Origin of the sequence: Streptomyces sp. SID14515 (assembly GCF_010548505.1) — a bacterium.
Classification (GTDB): Bacteria; Actinomycetota; Actinomycetes; order Streptomycetales; family Streptomycetaceae; genus Streptomyces; species Streptomyces caviscabies.
This window is the reverse complement of sequence record NZ_JAAGMH010000001.1, coordinates 14431-28184: the sequence shown is the minus strand read 5'-3', so window position 1 is coordinate 28184 and position 13754 is coordinate 14431. Positions and strand designations below refer to the sequence as shown.

Genomic DNA, 13754 nt, shown 5'->3' with positions numbered 1-13754 from the left:
AGAATCAGAAGGAAACGTTTCTTTCTGGATCTGCCGTCGGGAGAGCACCGTGGGACGGGGAGCGCGGAGAAGAATGGTTTCTCCGCGCTTCGTGTCCGCCGGTCCGTCCGTCCGGTGAGCGGCGGGCGTCGGTCCAGATGGCCTCCAGGCCGAGGGGACGCCGCGTTTCGTGCGCGGGCCAGGGCTGCCAGAGGTCGGTCGTCTCCTGCGGGTGGCCGTACGCCGGTGTCCCCGACAAGGCCCCCGACAGGGCGTCGCGCTCGATGCCGTCGAGTCGCCGTTCGAAGTCCGCCTGGAGACGGTTCATCGTGGCGAGGAAGTCCCTGAGCAGGATGTGTTCTTCATTCATGGGGTGCTGCGTTCCTCCGCGAGACTTCTGCTGTCACATCCCGACAACGACACGGCCGGGTCGAGGGAACGTGGCGTTCGAGTGAGCGCACAGAGGCGCGCCAGGGCGCACGGGCGCGGGGCGCGAGCCGCCGATGCGGCCGCGGCCCTAGGTCGAGCGTCCGATGCGCGCATGATCGCGTGCTTCGTAAGCTCCGTGGGCAAGCGGTCGTCCACGGCCGACGCCTGAGGACCTGCCGGTGGTCTACCTCGGCGAAGAGGTGCCGGACGCTCTCGTGGAGCGGCTCGAACAGCACGGCGGCACACGGGTGCCCGCGCACAATCCGTACTGGGACACCTGGGGCGTCACGCTCCGGGACCCGGACGGCTATCTGCTGGTGCTGTCCACCCGGACATGGTCGTGATCCGCCTGCTGGGGGCGATACGCGCGCGCCTCACCTCGGAGTGAACTTCCCTCAGAAGTATCGTCCTGCTGTTACGCACAACAGCAGGATCAAGCACTCGCAGTGGAATCGCTTGCCGTGTTCCTGACTATGCTCTGTCCCTTGCGCGTGCCAAGACGGAGGTTGGGACATGCGGAGGCAGCACACCCCGGAGGAACGGTCGAAGCCCCGCGTCGCCAACTCGGCTACGCAGGATGAGAGTTCATCGAGGGCCGGCCCGCCCGTGCGGCCGGGAGGCCCGCTCCCGCCCGGTTCGCTGCTCAGTCTTCAGCGAGGGCTCGGCAACCGGGCGACGGCCGGGATCGTGTCGAGCGCGGCCGGCCCGGCGCTTGCCGTGCCCACGGTCCAGCGGGCGCGGCAGGTGGGTGAGTTCTCGCACCGCCATGAAGGCGGCGAGGACCGCGCGAACCGGACCGTTCTCGACCTGATGACAGCCCTGCGCATGCATACGGAGCAGCTCTACGAGCGGATCCGTACGAGCATGTCGAAGCTCGCCGCCTTGGAGGGTCAGGGAGGTGAAGCAGCGAATCGAAAGATCGACCTGACGCAGTACAACCTGTGGTCCGGGCCTGAGAAGTGGGCCGACCATCCGACTCTCGGGTCGAGGTACGGGGCGAAGGAGCGAACCGGCGAATATCTGGCGCATCAGGCTCCGGGGTTCACCATGGACCAGACGCCTGAGCATTTCAAAGCGCTCGGTCAACTCCAGGAAGCGGGATACGCGTCACCCCACAACCTTCCCAAGGACCCTGAGTACCAGAAGGACTTCATCAGGTGGCTGAAGGAGAACGAGGAGAAGGGGGTGGCGTTCGACGCGAAGAGAGAACAGGACAAGTTCCTGGAACTCAAGGCCAAGGGCGCAGGGCGGGAGCGGGCGCGGACCGAGCCGTCCGGCGACGGTGAACTCGTCGGTTGGCACAGTGCCCAGTTCGCTTCGGCCTGGGAGCCGACCTCGGACCTGGTCGCCGAGAACGCCGCGCTGGCGATGATCCCGGTGAGAAGCCATGGGCTCGACGACCCTCTCGCCGACGGCGGCGGCACGACCCACCCCGCTCCCGCGGGAACGGTTCAGGTACGCCAGGAGATCCCCATGATCATCCGCGTCGTCGGTCAAGTGGCCGACGACCTGAACGCGAACGTACGGAGGCGGCAGGAGATCGCCCGGCTGGCAGCCGACGAGGAGACGGGCAGGGAGCTGGCGCTCCTCGCCGCGAGGGCGGAGGAGGGCGTCGCGGAGTTTCGCGCGGGTGCTCAGAGGCTCGACATCAACCTGGAACGCGAGGAGCGGGCCCGGAGCGCGGAGTTGATGCGCACAGGCCGCCAGGCGTACCTCTCGGCCGCAGGCCGGTTCGACGCCCTCTTGGGTGAAGCCGGGTGTCCGGCGGCGGAGCCTTGGCGCGACTGACCGAGATCAGGTGTCTCCGTCGTTCCCCGCCCACGTCTCCGGCGCCCACACCCCCGACCGCTTCAGCGAGGCCGGGCAGTGGCGGAAGATCTCGTCGATCTCGACGACCAGGGCGAGCTTCGGGCGCCGGCCCTTCAGTGTCATCGCGTCGAAGAACGGGGCGTCCGTGAGGATGGTGGCCCGGCCGTTGATGCGCAGGACGTCCATCGCGCCGGGTATCAGGTAGAGCAGGCCCACGTGCGGGTTGGCCAGGATGTTGTGGAAGCTGTCCGCGCGGCGGTTTCCCGGGCGGTCGGGCAGGGCGATGGTGCCCGGGTCCAGGACGTGGGTGAAGCCGGGGGCGTCGCCGCGCGGGGTGGCGTCGCAGTTGCCGGCCGCGTCCGACGTGGCCAGGGTGCAGAGCGGGGAGCGGGCCAGCAGGGCCAGGTCGTCGTCGGTGAGCCGGTCGTGGACCTTGTCGATGACGATCGGGTGCGGGGTGCCCAGCAGCTCGCGCAGTTCGTCCGCCGAGCCCAGGGGCACGGCCCCGGCCAGCGGACCGGTGGCGAGGGCTGTGGTGTCGGCGGGGTCGGCGTACGACAAGGAAGGGGCTCCGAAGCTCGTGGGGTGCGGCAGCGCGCGGTCGAACAGGCGCTGTTAGGGTGACCTTACTTTGGCCCCCCTTGTGTTTCCCGTCCGGGGTGGACCGGTCGACGAGGGCGTCGCCCGTGCCCCAGGGGTGCCCCCTGTCGCCGACGAACAACCGTGAGGAACGACAAGTGCACCACCGCATTCCGGCCGCCCCGGTGGCCGGGTCGTGAGCGGCTCGGCCCTCCTGGAGAAGGAGAAGCCGCCGGGCGGCGACAAGGAGACGCGGCGCAGGCGCAGCCGGCCCGTGCTCGCGCTCGGGCTGCTGGCGGCCCTCGCCGTGCTCTTCCTCACCGTGGTCGCCAGCCTCGCCGTCGGATCCGGCGACGTGCCCTTCCGCGATGTCGTCGACGGGGTCCTCGACCCGGACGTCTCCGTCAAGGGGCAGCTCATCGTCCAGGAGGTCCGCATCCCGCGCACCGTCGCCGGGCTGCTCGCCGGCGCGGCGCTCGGCCTCGCGGGCACGGTGATGCAGGGCGTCGCCCGTAACCCGCTCGCCGACCCCCAGCTCCTCGGCATCAACGCGGGCGCGTCCGTCGCCGTCGTGTGCTCGATCACCCTGCTCGGGTTCACGGTCGCCACCCAGTTCATCTGGTTCGGCTTCCTCGGCGCGCTGCTCGCCGCCCTCCTCGTGTACGGGGTCGGCTCGCTCGGGCGGGAAGGCGCGACGCCCGTGAAGCTCGCGCTGGCGGGCGCCGCGACCGCCGCCGTCCTCACCTCGGTGACCAGCGCGATCCTGCTCCAGGACCGGGGCAGCTACGACCAGTTCCGGTTCTGGCAGCTCGGCGCGCTGACCGCGCGGAGCTCCGAGGTGCTCTGGCAGGTCTCGCCGTTCATCGCGGTCGGCACCGTCCTCGCGCTGGCCCTCGGACCGCAGCTCAACGCCCTCTCCCTCGGCGACGACCTGGCCCGCGGCCTCGGCCAGCGCGTCGGGGCCATCCGGATGGTGTCCGCCCTCGCCGTGGTGATCCTGTGCGGCGCGGCCACCGTCGTCGCCGGGCCCATCGGCTTCGTCGGGCTCGCCGTACCGCACGCCGCCCGTCTCATCACCGGACCCGACTACCGCTGGGTGCTCCCGTACAGCATGGTGCTCGCCCCGATCATGCTGCTCGTCGCCGACATCGTCGGCCGGGTCATCGCCCGCCCCGGCGAGGTGCAGGTCGGCGTGATCACCGCCGCCATCGGCTGCATCCCGTTCATCTGGCTGGTCCGGCGCAGGAAGCTGGTGGAGCTGTGACCGCGCCCCGCCCCGGCAGCCCGGCGACCGGCGCCCCGGTGACCGGGTCCCGCCTGAAGGAGACCGCGTCCGCATCCGACGCCCGGCTCGCCGACGCCGTACGCCGCGTTTCCGCCGTACGCGGCCGGAGCCTGCGACGCTCCGTCCTCGTCGGCACCGGCCTGCTGGCCGCCGTGATCGTCATGTTCGGCGTCTCGCTCAGCTACGGCGACCTGGTGACGCCCATCGACAAGGTGGTGGCCACCCTGTTCGGCGGCGGCGACGGCGGATCGCGGTTCGTCGTGCTGGAGCTGCGGCTGCCCCGGGCCCTCCTCGCGATCCTCGTCGGCACCGCCTTCGGGCTCTCCGGAGCCGTCTTCCAGACCGTGCTGCGCAACCCGCTCGCCAGCCCCGACCTCATCGGCATCAGCGCCGGGGCCAGCGCGGTCGCCGTCACCGCCGCCCTGCTCTTCCAGGTCAGCGGACTCGCCCTCTCCGCGAGCGCCCTCACCGGTTCGCTGGTCGCCGGAGCCGCCATCTATCTGCTCGCCTGGCGGCAGGGCATCGCCGGGCAGCGCCTGGTCCTCGTCGGCATCGGCGTCGGCATGGGGCTCTCCAGCCTCGTCTGGTACGTGATGGCCCGCTCCGAGGTCACCGACGCGCAGGAGGCGTTCCGCTGGCTGGCGGGCAGCCTCAACGGCCGCTCCTGGAGCCAGGTGTGGCCGCTGCTCATCGCCCTCGGCCTCCTCGTACCGCTGACCGTCCTCGCCGCCCACGCGCTGCGCCCCCTCCAGCTCGGGGACGACGCGGCCGCCGGGCTCGGCGCGAAGGTCGAGGGCGGCCGGCTCGCGCTGCTGGGCTGCGCGACCGCGCTCGCCGGGGTCGCGACCGCCGCCGCCGGACCCGTCGGGTTCGTGGCGTTCGTCGCCGCGCCGATCGCCCGCCGACTGGTCCCGGGCCGGGGCGCCGCCCTGCCGCAGGCGGCTCTGACCGGGGCGCTGCTGGTCCTGGTCGCCGACTTCGCGGCGCAGCACCTGTTCCCGGTGCAACTGCCGGTGGGCGTGGTCACCAGCATCATCGGCGCCCCGTATCTGCTCCTGCTCCTGGCCCGCGCCAACCGCGTGGGCAGCGGGGGCTGACATGGAGAAGCCCCAGGACATGGCGACGTATCAGAAAGACGACGAAAGGCGTGGCCCTGTCGTGGCCGATCACACTCTGGAAGCCCGGGACGTCCGGCTCGGCTACGGCGAACGCGAGATCGTCCCCGGTCTGAGCGTGACCGTGCCGCCCGGGAAGATCACCGTCATCGTCGGCCCCAACGCCTGCGGGAAGTCGACCCTGCTGCGGGCGATGGCCCGGCTGCTGGCCCCCTCCGCCGGGGCGGTGCTCCTGGACGGCCGGTCGATCCAGGAGACGCCGACCAAGGAGGTCGCCTCCGTGCTCGGGATCCTGCCGCAGAGCCCCACCGCTCCGGAGGGCATCACCGTCTCCGACCTGGTCGGGCGCGGCCGCTACCCGCACCAGGGCTGGTTCCGCCGGTGGAGCTCCGAGGACGACGAGGCGGTCGCGCAGGCGCTGCTCTCCACCGACGTCCTCGAACTCGCCGACCGTTCCGTGGACGAACTGTCGGGCGGCCAGCGCCAGCGGGTGTGGATCGCGATGGCGCTGGCCCAGCGCACGGACATCCTGCTGCTCGACGAGCCGACGACCTTCCTCGACGCCAGCCACCAGCTGGACGTCCTGGACCTGCTCACCGACCTCAACCGCGACCAGGGCGTCACCATGGTGGCCGTGTTGCACGACCTGAACCTGGCCTGCCGGTACGCCGACCACATGATCGCGATGAAGGCGGGACGGATCGTCGCGGAGGGCCGGCCGGTCGACATCGTGACGCAGGAGCTGGTCGGCGAGGTCTTCGGGATGCGCTGCTCGGTGATCGAGGACCCGGCGTCGGCCACCCCGATGGTCGTGCCGCTGGGCCGCCACCACGTCAAGGACCCGGCTGCCTGAGCGACGTACGGAAACCGTGTGGGTCAACCCGATGGCACCGTTGTCATAAGGCGAGGCTAACCTAATGGGTATGAACGCTTCCGCTCCCCGCGCCCGGCGCGCACGCCGCACCCCCGTCCTCGCGGCCGCTGCCGTCGCCGCCCTGCTCGTCGGCCTCTCGGCCTGCGGCTCGTCGGACGACTCCGACAGCTCCGCGTCCTCCTCCGCCTCCGGCGGCGCGTCCGAAGGGGCGTTCCCGGCCAAGGTCGAGACGAAGTTCGGCGAGGTCTCCGTCGACAAGCAGCCCAAGCGCATCGTCGCGCTCGGCTGGGGCGACGCCGAGACCGTGCTCGCGCTCGGCGGCCAGCCGGTCGGGGCCAGCGACTGGCTGCCGTTCGGCGGCGAGGGCGTCGGCCCGTGGGCCAAGGGCATGTATGACAAGAAGCCCGAGCTGATCGGCACGCTGGAGCCGGAGTTCGAGAAGATCGCCTCCCTCCAGCCCGACCTGATCCTGGACACCAAGTCCAGCGGCGACCAGACCCGCTACGACACCCTGAAGAAGATCGCCCCGACCGTGGGCGTGCCCAAGGGCGGCGACCAGTACAAGATCTCGTGGGAGCAGCAGACCACGATGATCGCCGCCGCCATGGGCGTGCCGGACAAGGGCAAGGAACTGATCGCGGAGACCGGGAAGAAGTTCGAGGCCGCCGCGAAGGCCCACCCCGAGTTCAAGGACAAGACCATCACGGTCGGCTCGCGCACGTCCGAGGGCTTCGGCGTCTACGTCGGCGGCACCGGACGCGTCGACTTCGTCGAGCGGCTCGGCTTCAAGAACAACCCGAAGGCCGAGGCCCAGGCCGGCGAGGGCTTCTCCGTGTCCGTCTCCAAGGAGAACCTGGACCTGCTCGACGCCGATCTCACCGTCATGACCCCGATCGGCATCCCGGCCACGGACATCAGCAACGACCCGCTGTACAAGGCCGTCCCGTCGGTGAAGGCGGGCAACGACATCGTCTTCGACGACACGGACATCTCGCAGGCGTTCGCCACGGACTCGATCCTGTCCGTCTCGTACGCGCTGGAGAAGGTCGTTCCGCTCTTCGCGGAGAAGGTCGCGAAGTAACGCGGACCCCACACCACGCTCCCGGCGAACGCCGGGACGCGGAGCAGTACAAGGAAGGGCGGCACACAGTGCCGCCCTTCTCGCATGCCCGGGCCCATTGACACCACACTCACCGCCATAGTCCTATAGTGCTAGGACCCTAGATGAATAGAGGAAATGGTGATCGAGTTCCACCTCGACGCCCGGTCCGGCGTCGCGCCGTACCTGCAACTCGTCCACCAGGTGCGCCGGGCCATGCGCCTGGGCCTGCTGTTCGAGGGCGACCGGCTGCCCACGGTCAAGGAGGTCGCGGCCAAGGTGGCGATCAACCCCAACACCGTGCTCAAGGCCTATCGCGAGCTGGAGTACGAGGGGCTGGTCGCCAAGAAGCCCGGTGTCGGGACGTTCGTGTCCAGCACCCTCAGCGATGCCTCGCTGCCCGAGCACGAGCCCCTGCGGCGGGAGCTGGTCCGCTGGCTCGATCGGGCCCGAAGCGCCGGGCTCGACGACGAGAGCATCGAGGCGCTGTTCCTGGCCGCCTTCCGTACGCACTCCGGGGCCTCATCCACCGAAGAGGAGCAATGACCGCGTCATGACCGCCATTCTCGAAGCGAGAGGCCTGGGCAAGCGGTACGGCCGCCGCCAGGCCCTCACCGACTGCACGCTCAGCGTGCCGCCCGGCCGGGTCGTCGGACTCGTCGGTCCCAACGGGGCCGGAAAGTCGACCCTGTTACAACTGGCCTGCGGGCTGCTCACCCCGACCTCCGGCACCATCGAAGTCCTCGGCGGACGACCCGCGTCCGGTACGGCACAGCTGGCCAGGGTCGGGTTCGTCGCCCAGGACACCCCGACGTACGCCGCTCTCACCGTCGCCGACCATCTGCGGTTGGGAGCCCGCCTCAACCCGGCCTGGGACGCGCACCTGGCGCAGGAACGGATACGCGACCTCGGACTGGACCCCGCCCAGCGTGTCGGCCGGCTCTCCGGCGGTCAGCGCGCCCAGGTCGCCCTGACCCTGGCCGTGGCCAAACGCCCCGATCTCCTGATCCTGGACGAGCCCGTGGCCGCCCTCGACCCGCTGGCGCGGCGGGAGTTCCTCCAGGGGCTGATGGAGTACGTCGCCGAGCACGGCACCACGGTCATCCTCTCCTCGCACCTGGTCTCCGACCTGGAACGGGTCTGCGACCACCTCATCTCGCTGGTCGCCTCCCGGGTCCAGGTCGCCGGGGACGTCGACGACCTGCTCGGCAGCCACTTCCGCCTCACCACCGCGCGCCGGGACGCTGCGGACCTGCCCGAGGGGATGCGCGTCCTCCAGGCCACCCACACCGAACGGCAGAGCACCTTCATCGTGCGGGCGGACACCCCCGGCCACGACCCGCAAGGGGTCCTGGAACCCCTCGGCCTGGAGGATCTGGTCCTCACCTACATGGCCGGGGACACGGCAGGACCGGCGCGCCGACCCGTACAGGAGGCACAGCGATGATCTGGCTCACCTGGCGTCAGTACCGCGTCCAGACCCTGGTGGCGCTCGTCGCCCTGGCCGTGATCTCGGCGGTCCTCGTCGTCACCGGCCTGCAGATACGCAGCGCCTACGACAGTGGCGTCGCCGGCTGCGGAAGCGACTGCGGCGCGGCGAAGAACGCCTTCGTCGTCCAGTACAACACCCTGTCCTACTTCGTCACCGGCCTGCTGATCGTCGTGCCCGGCGTCATCGGGATCTTCTGGGGGGCGCCCCTGATCGCCCGGGAACTGGAGACCGGTACCCACCGGCTGATCTGGAACCAGAGCATCAGCCGCACCCGCTGGCTCGCGGTCAGACTCGCGGTCGTCGGCCTGGCGGCCGTCGCCGTCACGGGGCTGCTCAGCCTCCTGGTCACCTGGTGGGCCGCTCCGATCGACCGGGTCAACGAGGACCGCTTCACCCCGCTGCTGTTCGACGGCCGGGGCATCGTGCCGCTCGGCTACGCGGCCTTCGCCTTCACGCTCGGAACCTGCGCCGGCCTCCTGATCCGCCGGACGGTCCCGGCGATGGCGGCCACCCTGGTGCTCTTCGTCGCGGTCCAGGTGCTGGTGCCCTACACGCTCCGGCCGCACCTGCTGACGCCGGACCGTACGGACGTGGCGCTCAGCTCCGTCGGCATGGCATCGGCCGGCGAGGACGGCGAACCGCTCGCGCCCACGGCCGGCTGGAGCGCGACGCAGGTCCTGCTGTCGGGTGACGGCGACGACGCCCGGGTGAAGGTGGGGCTGGTGAAGCCGGGGGCCTGGGTCGTTTCCGGTATGGGCCCGGTCCTCGACCGGTCCGGCAAGGAGGTCGGCGGCAGCGAGGGATGCGCCCGTCGCGAGATCGAGCCGATGCGCTGTTTCGCCGAGTCGGACCTCCATGTGGAGGTGGCCTACCAGCCGGCCGACCGCTACTGGACGTTCCAGTGGATCGAGACCGCCGTCTTCCTGGCGCTGGCCGGGATCCTGGCCGGCTTCAGCGCCCTGTGGCTGCGGCGCCGGCTGGTCTGACGGGTCACGGATCCGCCCCGGCCGTACGCGGCCGCCGTACGACCGGTCGCACGGCGGCGGGTTACGGACGGAGACGGGCGGCCGAAGCCAACGCAACTGGCTTCGGCCGCCCGCTCCCGACTCTACGTGCCCCTGCCCCGCGCCCACCCCGGACGCCGAGCGCCCGCCGTCCGCCCCGAACGGGGTGGAGGCGGGCGCGCTCGGTTTCCGGCGGGGCCGAAGGGCGGGTCAGGCTCCCGGGGCGGCGGCCTTGATCGCGGAGATGTCGAAGGTCAGCTTCACCTTGTCGCTGACCATCACACCGCCGGTCTCCAGCGCCGCGTTCCAGGTCAGGCCCCAGTCCGAGCGCAGGATGTCGGTGCTGCCCTCGAAGCCGACGCGCTCGTTGCCGTAGACGTCGGTGGCGGAGCCGTTGAACTCCAGGTCGATGGAGAGGGGGCGCGTGACGTCCTTGATGGTCAGGTCGCCGGTGATCCGGTACGTGTCGCCGCCCCGCTGCTCGGCCTTGGTCGAGCGGAACGTCATGAGCGGGAACTTCTCGGCGTCGAAGAAGTCGCCGCTGACCAGGTGGCCGTCGCGGTCAGCGATGCCGGTGTCGACGCTGGCGATCTTCACGTCGATGGAGGCGGAGGAGTTCGCCGGGTCCGTGCCGTCCAGCACCAGGGTGCCCTCGTGCTCGGCGAAGGAGCCGCGCACGTTGGTGACCATGGCGTGGCGCACCGTGAAGCCGATGCTGCTGTGGGCCGGGTCCAGGGTGTACGTGCCGGTCAGGGCGGCCAGCGCCGGGTCCACCGCGGGGGCCTCGGTGACGGTGGTGGCGGCGGTCGACTTGCGGGTGAACAGAGCCATGGCTCCTCCTCGGGGATGCGCTGCGGGGACGGATCGAGCGGTGCGGAAGGGGTTGTTTAACCTTCAACGAGATTGACTGTAGCGCGATCTAGTTCAATGTTCAACATCTGTGCTCCGGGTTCCCTCGATCGGGGGTGCGGGGCGGTGGGGGCGCCCCGAGTGTCCGGGTGCCCCGCCCTCTGGCGGACGCGCGTAGAACTCGGGCACTATCTCCCTGCCCGGCGTAAGCGGCCTCGCGCCCGTACGCCCCCTGATTTGTCATGAGCAGGAGGAATCCCCCATGGTGACCCGTCCACGACTCCGCTCCGCCCTCACCGCCCTGGCCCTCGTCCTCGGCGCACTCTTCGTGCCCGGGATCGGCGCCCTCGGCAGCGGCGCCACCGAGGCGCACGCCGTGACCAAGCTGACCCACGCGCAGGCGACCTCCCGGTTCAGCTCGTCCGGGATCACCTGGTCGTCCTCGGGCGGCTGCTCCAACCGGAACGTGCCCACCTGCACGTCCTTCGACCAGCTCAACCTGCCCAGCGCCCAGGGCGCGCAGACCCTCAAGAGCGCCACCGGCTGCGCGCTCAGGATCACCGGAGGCACCGAGACCGGGCACGCCGGCGGCACGTACTCCCACTGGAACGGCTACAAGCTCGACTTCGCCAAGAGCACCTGCCTGAACAACTACGTCACCGGCACCTTCACCTACATCGGCACCCGGGGCGACGGCGCACGCCAGTACCAGTCCGGCTCCGGCAACATCTACGCGGACGAGGGCAACCACTGGGACGTCACGTACTACAACTGCGGCGGCTGCTGACCACGGCGGAAGCCCAGGGGCCGCCCCGCACCGGGGGCGGCCCCACCGCTTCAGTCGATCGGTTCGGCGTCCGGGCCCTCCCGCTCCAGCAGCTCCCGGGCGAAGTCCTCCCACTGCGCGTACCGGTCCGGGTACGCGGACCGCTGGACCGCCTGGCACACGTCGCCCGGCTCCATCGACTCCCAGCCGTCGATCTGGAGCAGCCCGGGGTTGGCACTGGGCGAGGGCAGCCCGTAGAAGGACTTGGCCGCGGTCGGTACGTGGGTGATCTGCGCCGGCGTGCCCCAGCCCATGCTGGGGCGCTGCTGGAAGACGCCGAGCGAGTCGTGGTCGACCGCCGTCGTGTAGTTGACGAACTTCGACTCCTGCATCGCCGTCATCAGGGCGATGATCTGGGCCTCCTCGGAGAGATCCGCCCCTTTGCCGACGCCGATGACCGTCCGGGCGTGGGCCAGCTGCTCCGGGCCGAGGTCGGACGGGGCGGCGAAGAACGCCCGCAGCTCGCTGTCCGGAGCGGTCTTGAGCAGATGGGCGGTGACCGTGTCGATCCGGCCGGTCGGGGGCAGTCCGTAGCTCTTCTGGAAGGCGGGCACGCCGTGCGCGCCGGGGGCCTGCGGGGCGGGTGAGGGCGGCGGGGCGGGGTCCGCGTGCGCCGGAGCCGCCGCGGTGAGCAGGAATCCGGCGGCGACCGCCGCGAGCATGCGGCGGGGGAGTCGGTTCATTCGCATACGGAACCGTCCCGGGGCGCCGGGGCGAAGTCAAGAACGCCGCGCACCGTGTCAATTGATGAGGTATCGGATGCCACCGGGCACCGGACCCCGGACATGGGTGTGCCCCCGCCGGACGGGCGGGGGCACACGGTCCGGGCGGGTGGGCGTCAGGAGCCCACGCTCACCGTGAAGCGGCGCGGGTTCCCGTCGTGCGCCGCGCCCGAGACGTCCGGCTCACCGTCCGGGCGGACGTCGTCGTACGGGAACGCGTAACCGATCGGGCTGTTCGCGTGGACCACCCGGGACCAGTGGTTGGTGACCGGGGTCTTGTAGTAGTCCGCCGTCGACGTGCCGTTCGGCTGGCTCGGGTGGCTCAGCATGATCGAGCGGTTGAAGCCCGCCGCCAGCCGCGCCAGGATCGCCTTCTTGTCGTCGGAGTCGCCCGGGTCGTTGGTGAACGGGCCGTGGTTGCAGGTGAAGATGTCCTTCGTCTCCGGCTTGGTGAAGGTGTGGCCGCCTTCGAAGGTGAGGACGTCACCGCTCACCCGGCCGGCCAGCGTGCCCCGGCCGCCCTGGAGGTCGATGCGCAGGTCCTCGGAGCGGTACTTCTCCCAGACCTCGTCGATCTGGGCGGTGAACAGGTCCCGGAACGGCATCTCGGCGGGCCGGTCGAAGTACGGGGCCATGATGTTCTGCGGCGAGACGACCCGCAGGACGCTGCCGTCCTCGCCCCGGGTGATCAGCTTGTCCCACGGCTGCCCGTCGGCGGCGGCCTGGGCGGTGAGGTCCTCCGCGATCCGCTCCACCGCGCCCTCCGGGTGCGGGGCCACGACGTGGGTGCCGTCCCCCTCCAGCGTGATGCCGATCGGGAGCGCGGTGATCAGGTCCACGTAGCTGATGTTGGAGTACAGCTGCTCGGTGTTGAAGGTGAACTCGGCGAACGCCCAGGTCCGCCCGTAGTTCGGGTCCGTCGGCGTCGCGAAGGCGGGCTCCACCAGGGACGGGCCCGGGTTGAGGAAGAAGTCCAGCTTGTCGTCGCGGACGAAGTAGACCCGTGCCCCGTACATCTGCGGCAGGGTCAGCACCACCGGGGCCGCGCCCGCGCCGTTGAGCGGGATCGCGCAGTCGACGGGCAGCGGGGTCTGCGGGGCGCCGGGGGAGTCGGGGCGGTAGACCTCGCCGTTCGGCCGGAGCAGCACCCAGCGGTCGGTGCCCAGCTCGTGGCCGGTGACGTACGCGTGCACCGTGCCCGGCAACGACTTGTTCTCCAGGGCGATTTCGCAGGTGGCGGGCGCTGCCGAGGCGCGCGGGCTGAGGGCGGTGCCCCAGGCGGGGTACGTGAGCGCCGCGGCCGAGGCGGCGGCGCCGGTCAGGAACATTCGGCGTGAAATCACGAGGGGACTCCCGAGATGGTGGGGGGCCGCAGGCGGGGGTGGGGGGTGGCGCGGGGAGGGTCAGGAACCGTGGGGGTGCCTGCGGTGCGCACCACTCTCGCGAGGCCCGGCACGAGCGTCAAGACTTGTGACTGAGAGCGCTCTCAAAAATTCCGAGTCTTCACAACTCGACGCCCCGAAGCGGTACTTGCCGGAACCGAGCGGGTGCGAAACGTGACCGCGGGAAGACGCCGACCGCCAAGAGGTGAACGAGGCGACGATCCACCGCGCACCGGCCTGACTTGGACTAACGCACCGGGGTTGTTGGACGGAGTCGGCCCCCGGGGCCGAAGTTCGTTGACGGTGTCCG

The 13754-nt window shown here is 70.8% G+C and carries 14 protein-coding genes and 1 pseudogene; 10 read left to right on the top strand and 5 right to left on the bottom strand.

All coding sequences use genetic code 11. The features are described from left to right. Positions 1–4: 4 nt before the first annotated feature. Positions 5–349, bottom strand: a complete 345-nt coding sequence (locus tag G3I54_RS00130; RefSeq protein ID WP_164609799.1) for a hypothetical protein — start codon at positions 347–349, stop codon at positions 5–7. A 211-nt stretch (positions 350–560) separates the two neighbouring features. Here G3I54_RS00130 and G3I54_RS00125 point away from each other — a divergent pair. After that, positions 561–752: pseudogene (locus tag G3I54_RS00125) on the top strand (VOC family protein); the annotation flags it as partial. A gap of 343 nt (positions 753–1095) precedes the next feature. Next, entirely contained in the window at positions 1096–2196 is a 1101-nt protein-coding gene (locus G3I54_RS00120; RefSeq protein WP_164609797.1) for a hypothetical protein, read from the top strand. Positions 2197–2202: 6 nt separating this feature from the next. Here G3I54_RS00120 and G3I54_RS00115 read toward each other — a convergent pair whose 3' ends face one another. Beyond that, positions 2203–2778 (bottom strand): MSMEG_1061 family FMN-dependent PPOX-type flavoprotein, encoded by a 576-nt coding sequence (locus G3I54_RS00115; RefSeq protein ID WP_164609795.1) that lies wholly within the window; start codon positions 2776–2778, stop codon positions 2203–2205. A gap of 214 nt (positions 2779–2992) precedes the next feature. On the opposite strand from G3I54_RS00115, the gene G3I54_RS00110 reads away from it, so the two are divergent. The 7 genes from G3I54_RS00110 to G3I54_RS00080 all read left to right on the top strand — a co-directional run bounded on the left by G3I54_RS00110 (position 2993) and on the right by G3I54_RS00080 (position 9647). Then, positions 2993–4060: an iron chelate uptake ABC transporter family permease subunit gene (locus tag G3I54_RS00110; RefSeq protein WP_164609793.1), complete on the top strand. Its 1068-nt coding sequence runs from the start codon at positions 2993–2995 to the stop codon at positions 4058–4060. 38 nt (positions 4061–4098) lie between these two features. Next, a complete protein-coding gene (locus tag G3I54_RS00105; protein ID WP_164609983.1) occupies positions 4099–5178 on the top strand; it encodes an iron chelate uptake ABC transporter family permease subunit in 1080 nt (359 codons plus the stop codon). Between the two features lie 19 nt (positions 5179–5197). After that, positions 5198–6049: an ABC transporter ATP-binding protein gene (locus tag G3I54_RS00100; protein WP_164609981.1), complete on the top strand. Its 852-nt coding sequence runs from the start codon at positions 5198–5200 to the stop codon at positions 6047–6049. A gap of 70 nt (positions 6050–6119) precedes the next feature. After that, entirely contained in the window at positions 6120–7151 is a 1032-nt protein-coding gene (locus G3I54_RS00095; RefSeq protein WP_203685327.1) for an iron-siderophore ABC transporter substrate-binding protein, read from the top strand. Positions 7152–7310: 159 nt separating this feature from the next. After that, on the top strand, positions 7311–7715 hold the full coding sequence (locus tag G3I54_RS00090) for a GntR family transcriptional regulator (protein ID WP_164609979.1): 405 nt from the start codon (positions 7311–7313) through the stop codon (positions 7713–7715). Between the two features lie 7 nt (positions 7716–7722). Then, entirely contained in the window at positions 7723–8616 is an 894-nt protein-coding gene (locus tag G3I54_RS00085) for an ABC transporter ATP-binding protein (protein WP_164609789.1), read from the top strand. Continuing rightward, positions 8613–9647, top strand: coding sequence for an ABC transporter permease subunit (locus tag G3I54_RS00080; RefSeq protein WP_164609787.1), 1035 nt, complete (start codon positions 8613–8615; stop codon positions 9645–9647). The genes G3I54_RS00085 and G3I54_RS00080 overlap by 4 nt, the downstream gene beginning before the upstream one ends. A 228-nt stretch (positions 9648–9875) precedes the next feature. Here the strand turns inward: G3I54_RS00080 and G3I54_RS00075 are convergent, their stop codons facing one another. Beyond that, positions 9876–10496, bottom strand: coding sequence for a YceI family protein (locus G3I54_RS00075; RefSeq protein ID WP_164609785.1), 621 nt, complete (start codon positions 10494–10496; stop codon positions 9876–9878). A gap of 280 nt (positions 10497–10776) precedes the next feature. On the opposite strand from G3I54_RS00075, the gene G3I54_RS00070 reads away from it, so the two are divergent. Next, on the top strand, positions 10777–11301 hold the full coding sequence (locus tag G3I54_RS00070; protein ID WP_164609783.1) for a hypothetical protein: 525 nt from the start codon (positions 10777–10779) through the stop codon (positions 11299–11301). 50 nt (positions 11302–11351) lie between these two features. Here the strand turns inward: G3I54_RS00070 and G3I54_RS00065 are convergent, their stop codons facing one another. Continuing rightward, a complete protein-coding gene (locus G3I54_RS00065; RefSeq protein WP_164609781.1) occupies positions 11352–12029 on the bottom strand; it encodes a peptidoglycan-binding protein in 678 nt (225 codons plus the stop codon). Positions 12030–12178: 149 nt separating this feature from the next. After that, entirely contained in the window at positions 12179–13390 is a 1212-nt protein-coding gene (locus G3I54_RS00060) for a glycoside hydrolase family 64 protein (RefSeq protein ID WP_203685332.1), read from the bottom strand. Positions 13391–13754 lie beyond the last annotated feature (364 nt).

What these genes read in the sequence shown, in the direction of transcription:
- G3I54_RS00100 (WP_164609981.1), top strand. Translation starts at nt 5,198, where the DNA reads ATGGCGACGTATCAGAAAGACGACGAAAGGCGTGGCCCTGTCGTGGCC.
- G3I54_RS00075 (WP_164609785.1), bottom strand. Translation starts at nt 10,496, where the DNA reads ATGGCTCTGTTCACCCGCAAGTCGACCGCCGCCACCACCGTCACCGAG.
- G3I54_RS00065 (WP_164609781.1), bottom strand. Translation starts at nt 12,029, where the DNA reads ATGCGAATGAACCGACTCCCCCGCCGCATGCTCGCGGCGGTCGCCGCC.
- G3I54_RS00095 (WP_203685327.1), top strand. Translation starts at nt 6,120, where the DNA reads ATGAACGCTTCCGCTCCCCGCGCCCGGCGCGCACGCCGCACCCCCGTC.
- G3I54_RS00070 (WP_164609783.1), top strand. Translation starts at nt 10,777, where the DNA reads ATGGTGACCCGTCCACGACTCCGCTCCGCCCTCACCGCCCTGGCCCTC.
- G3I54_RS00085 (WP_164609789.1), top strand. Translation starts at nt 7,723, where the DNA reads ATGACCGCCATTCTCGAAGCGAGAGGCCTGGGCAAGCGGTACGGCCGC.
- G3I54_RS00130 (WP_164609799.1), bottom strand. Translation starts at nt 349, where the DNA reads ATGAATGAAGAACACATCCTGCTCAGGGACTTCCTCGCCACGATGAAC.
- G3I54_RS00080 (WP_164609787.1), top strand. Translation starts at nt 8,613, where the DNA reads ATGATCTGGCTCACCTGGCGTCAGTACCGCGTCCAGACCCTGGTGGCG.
- G3I54_RS00060 (WP_203685332.1), bottom strand. Translation starts at nt 13,390, where the DNA reads ATGTTCCTGACCGGCGCCGCCGCCTCGGCCGCGGCGCTCACGTACCCC.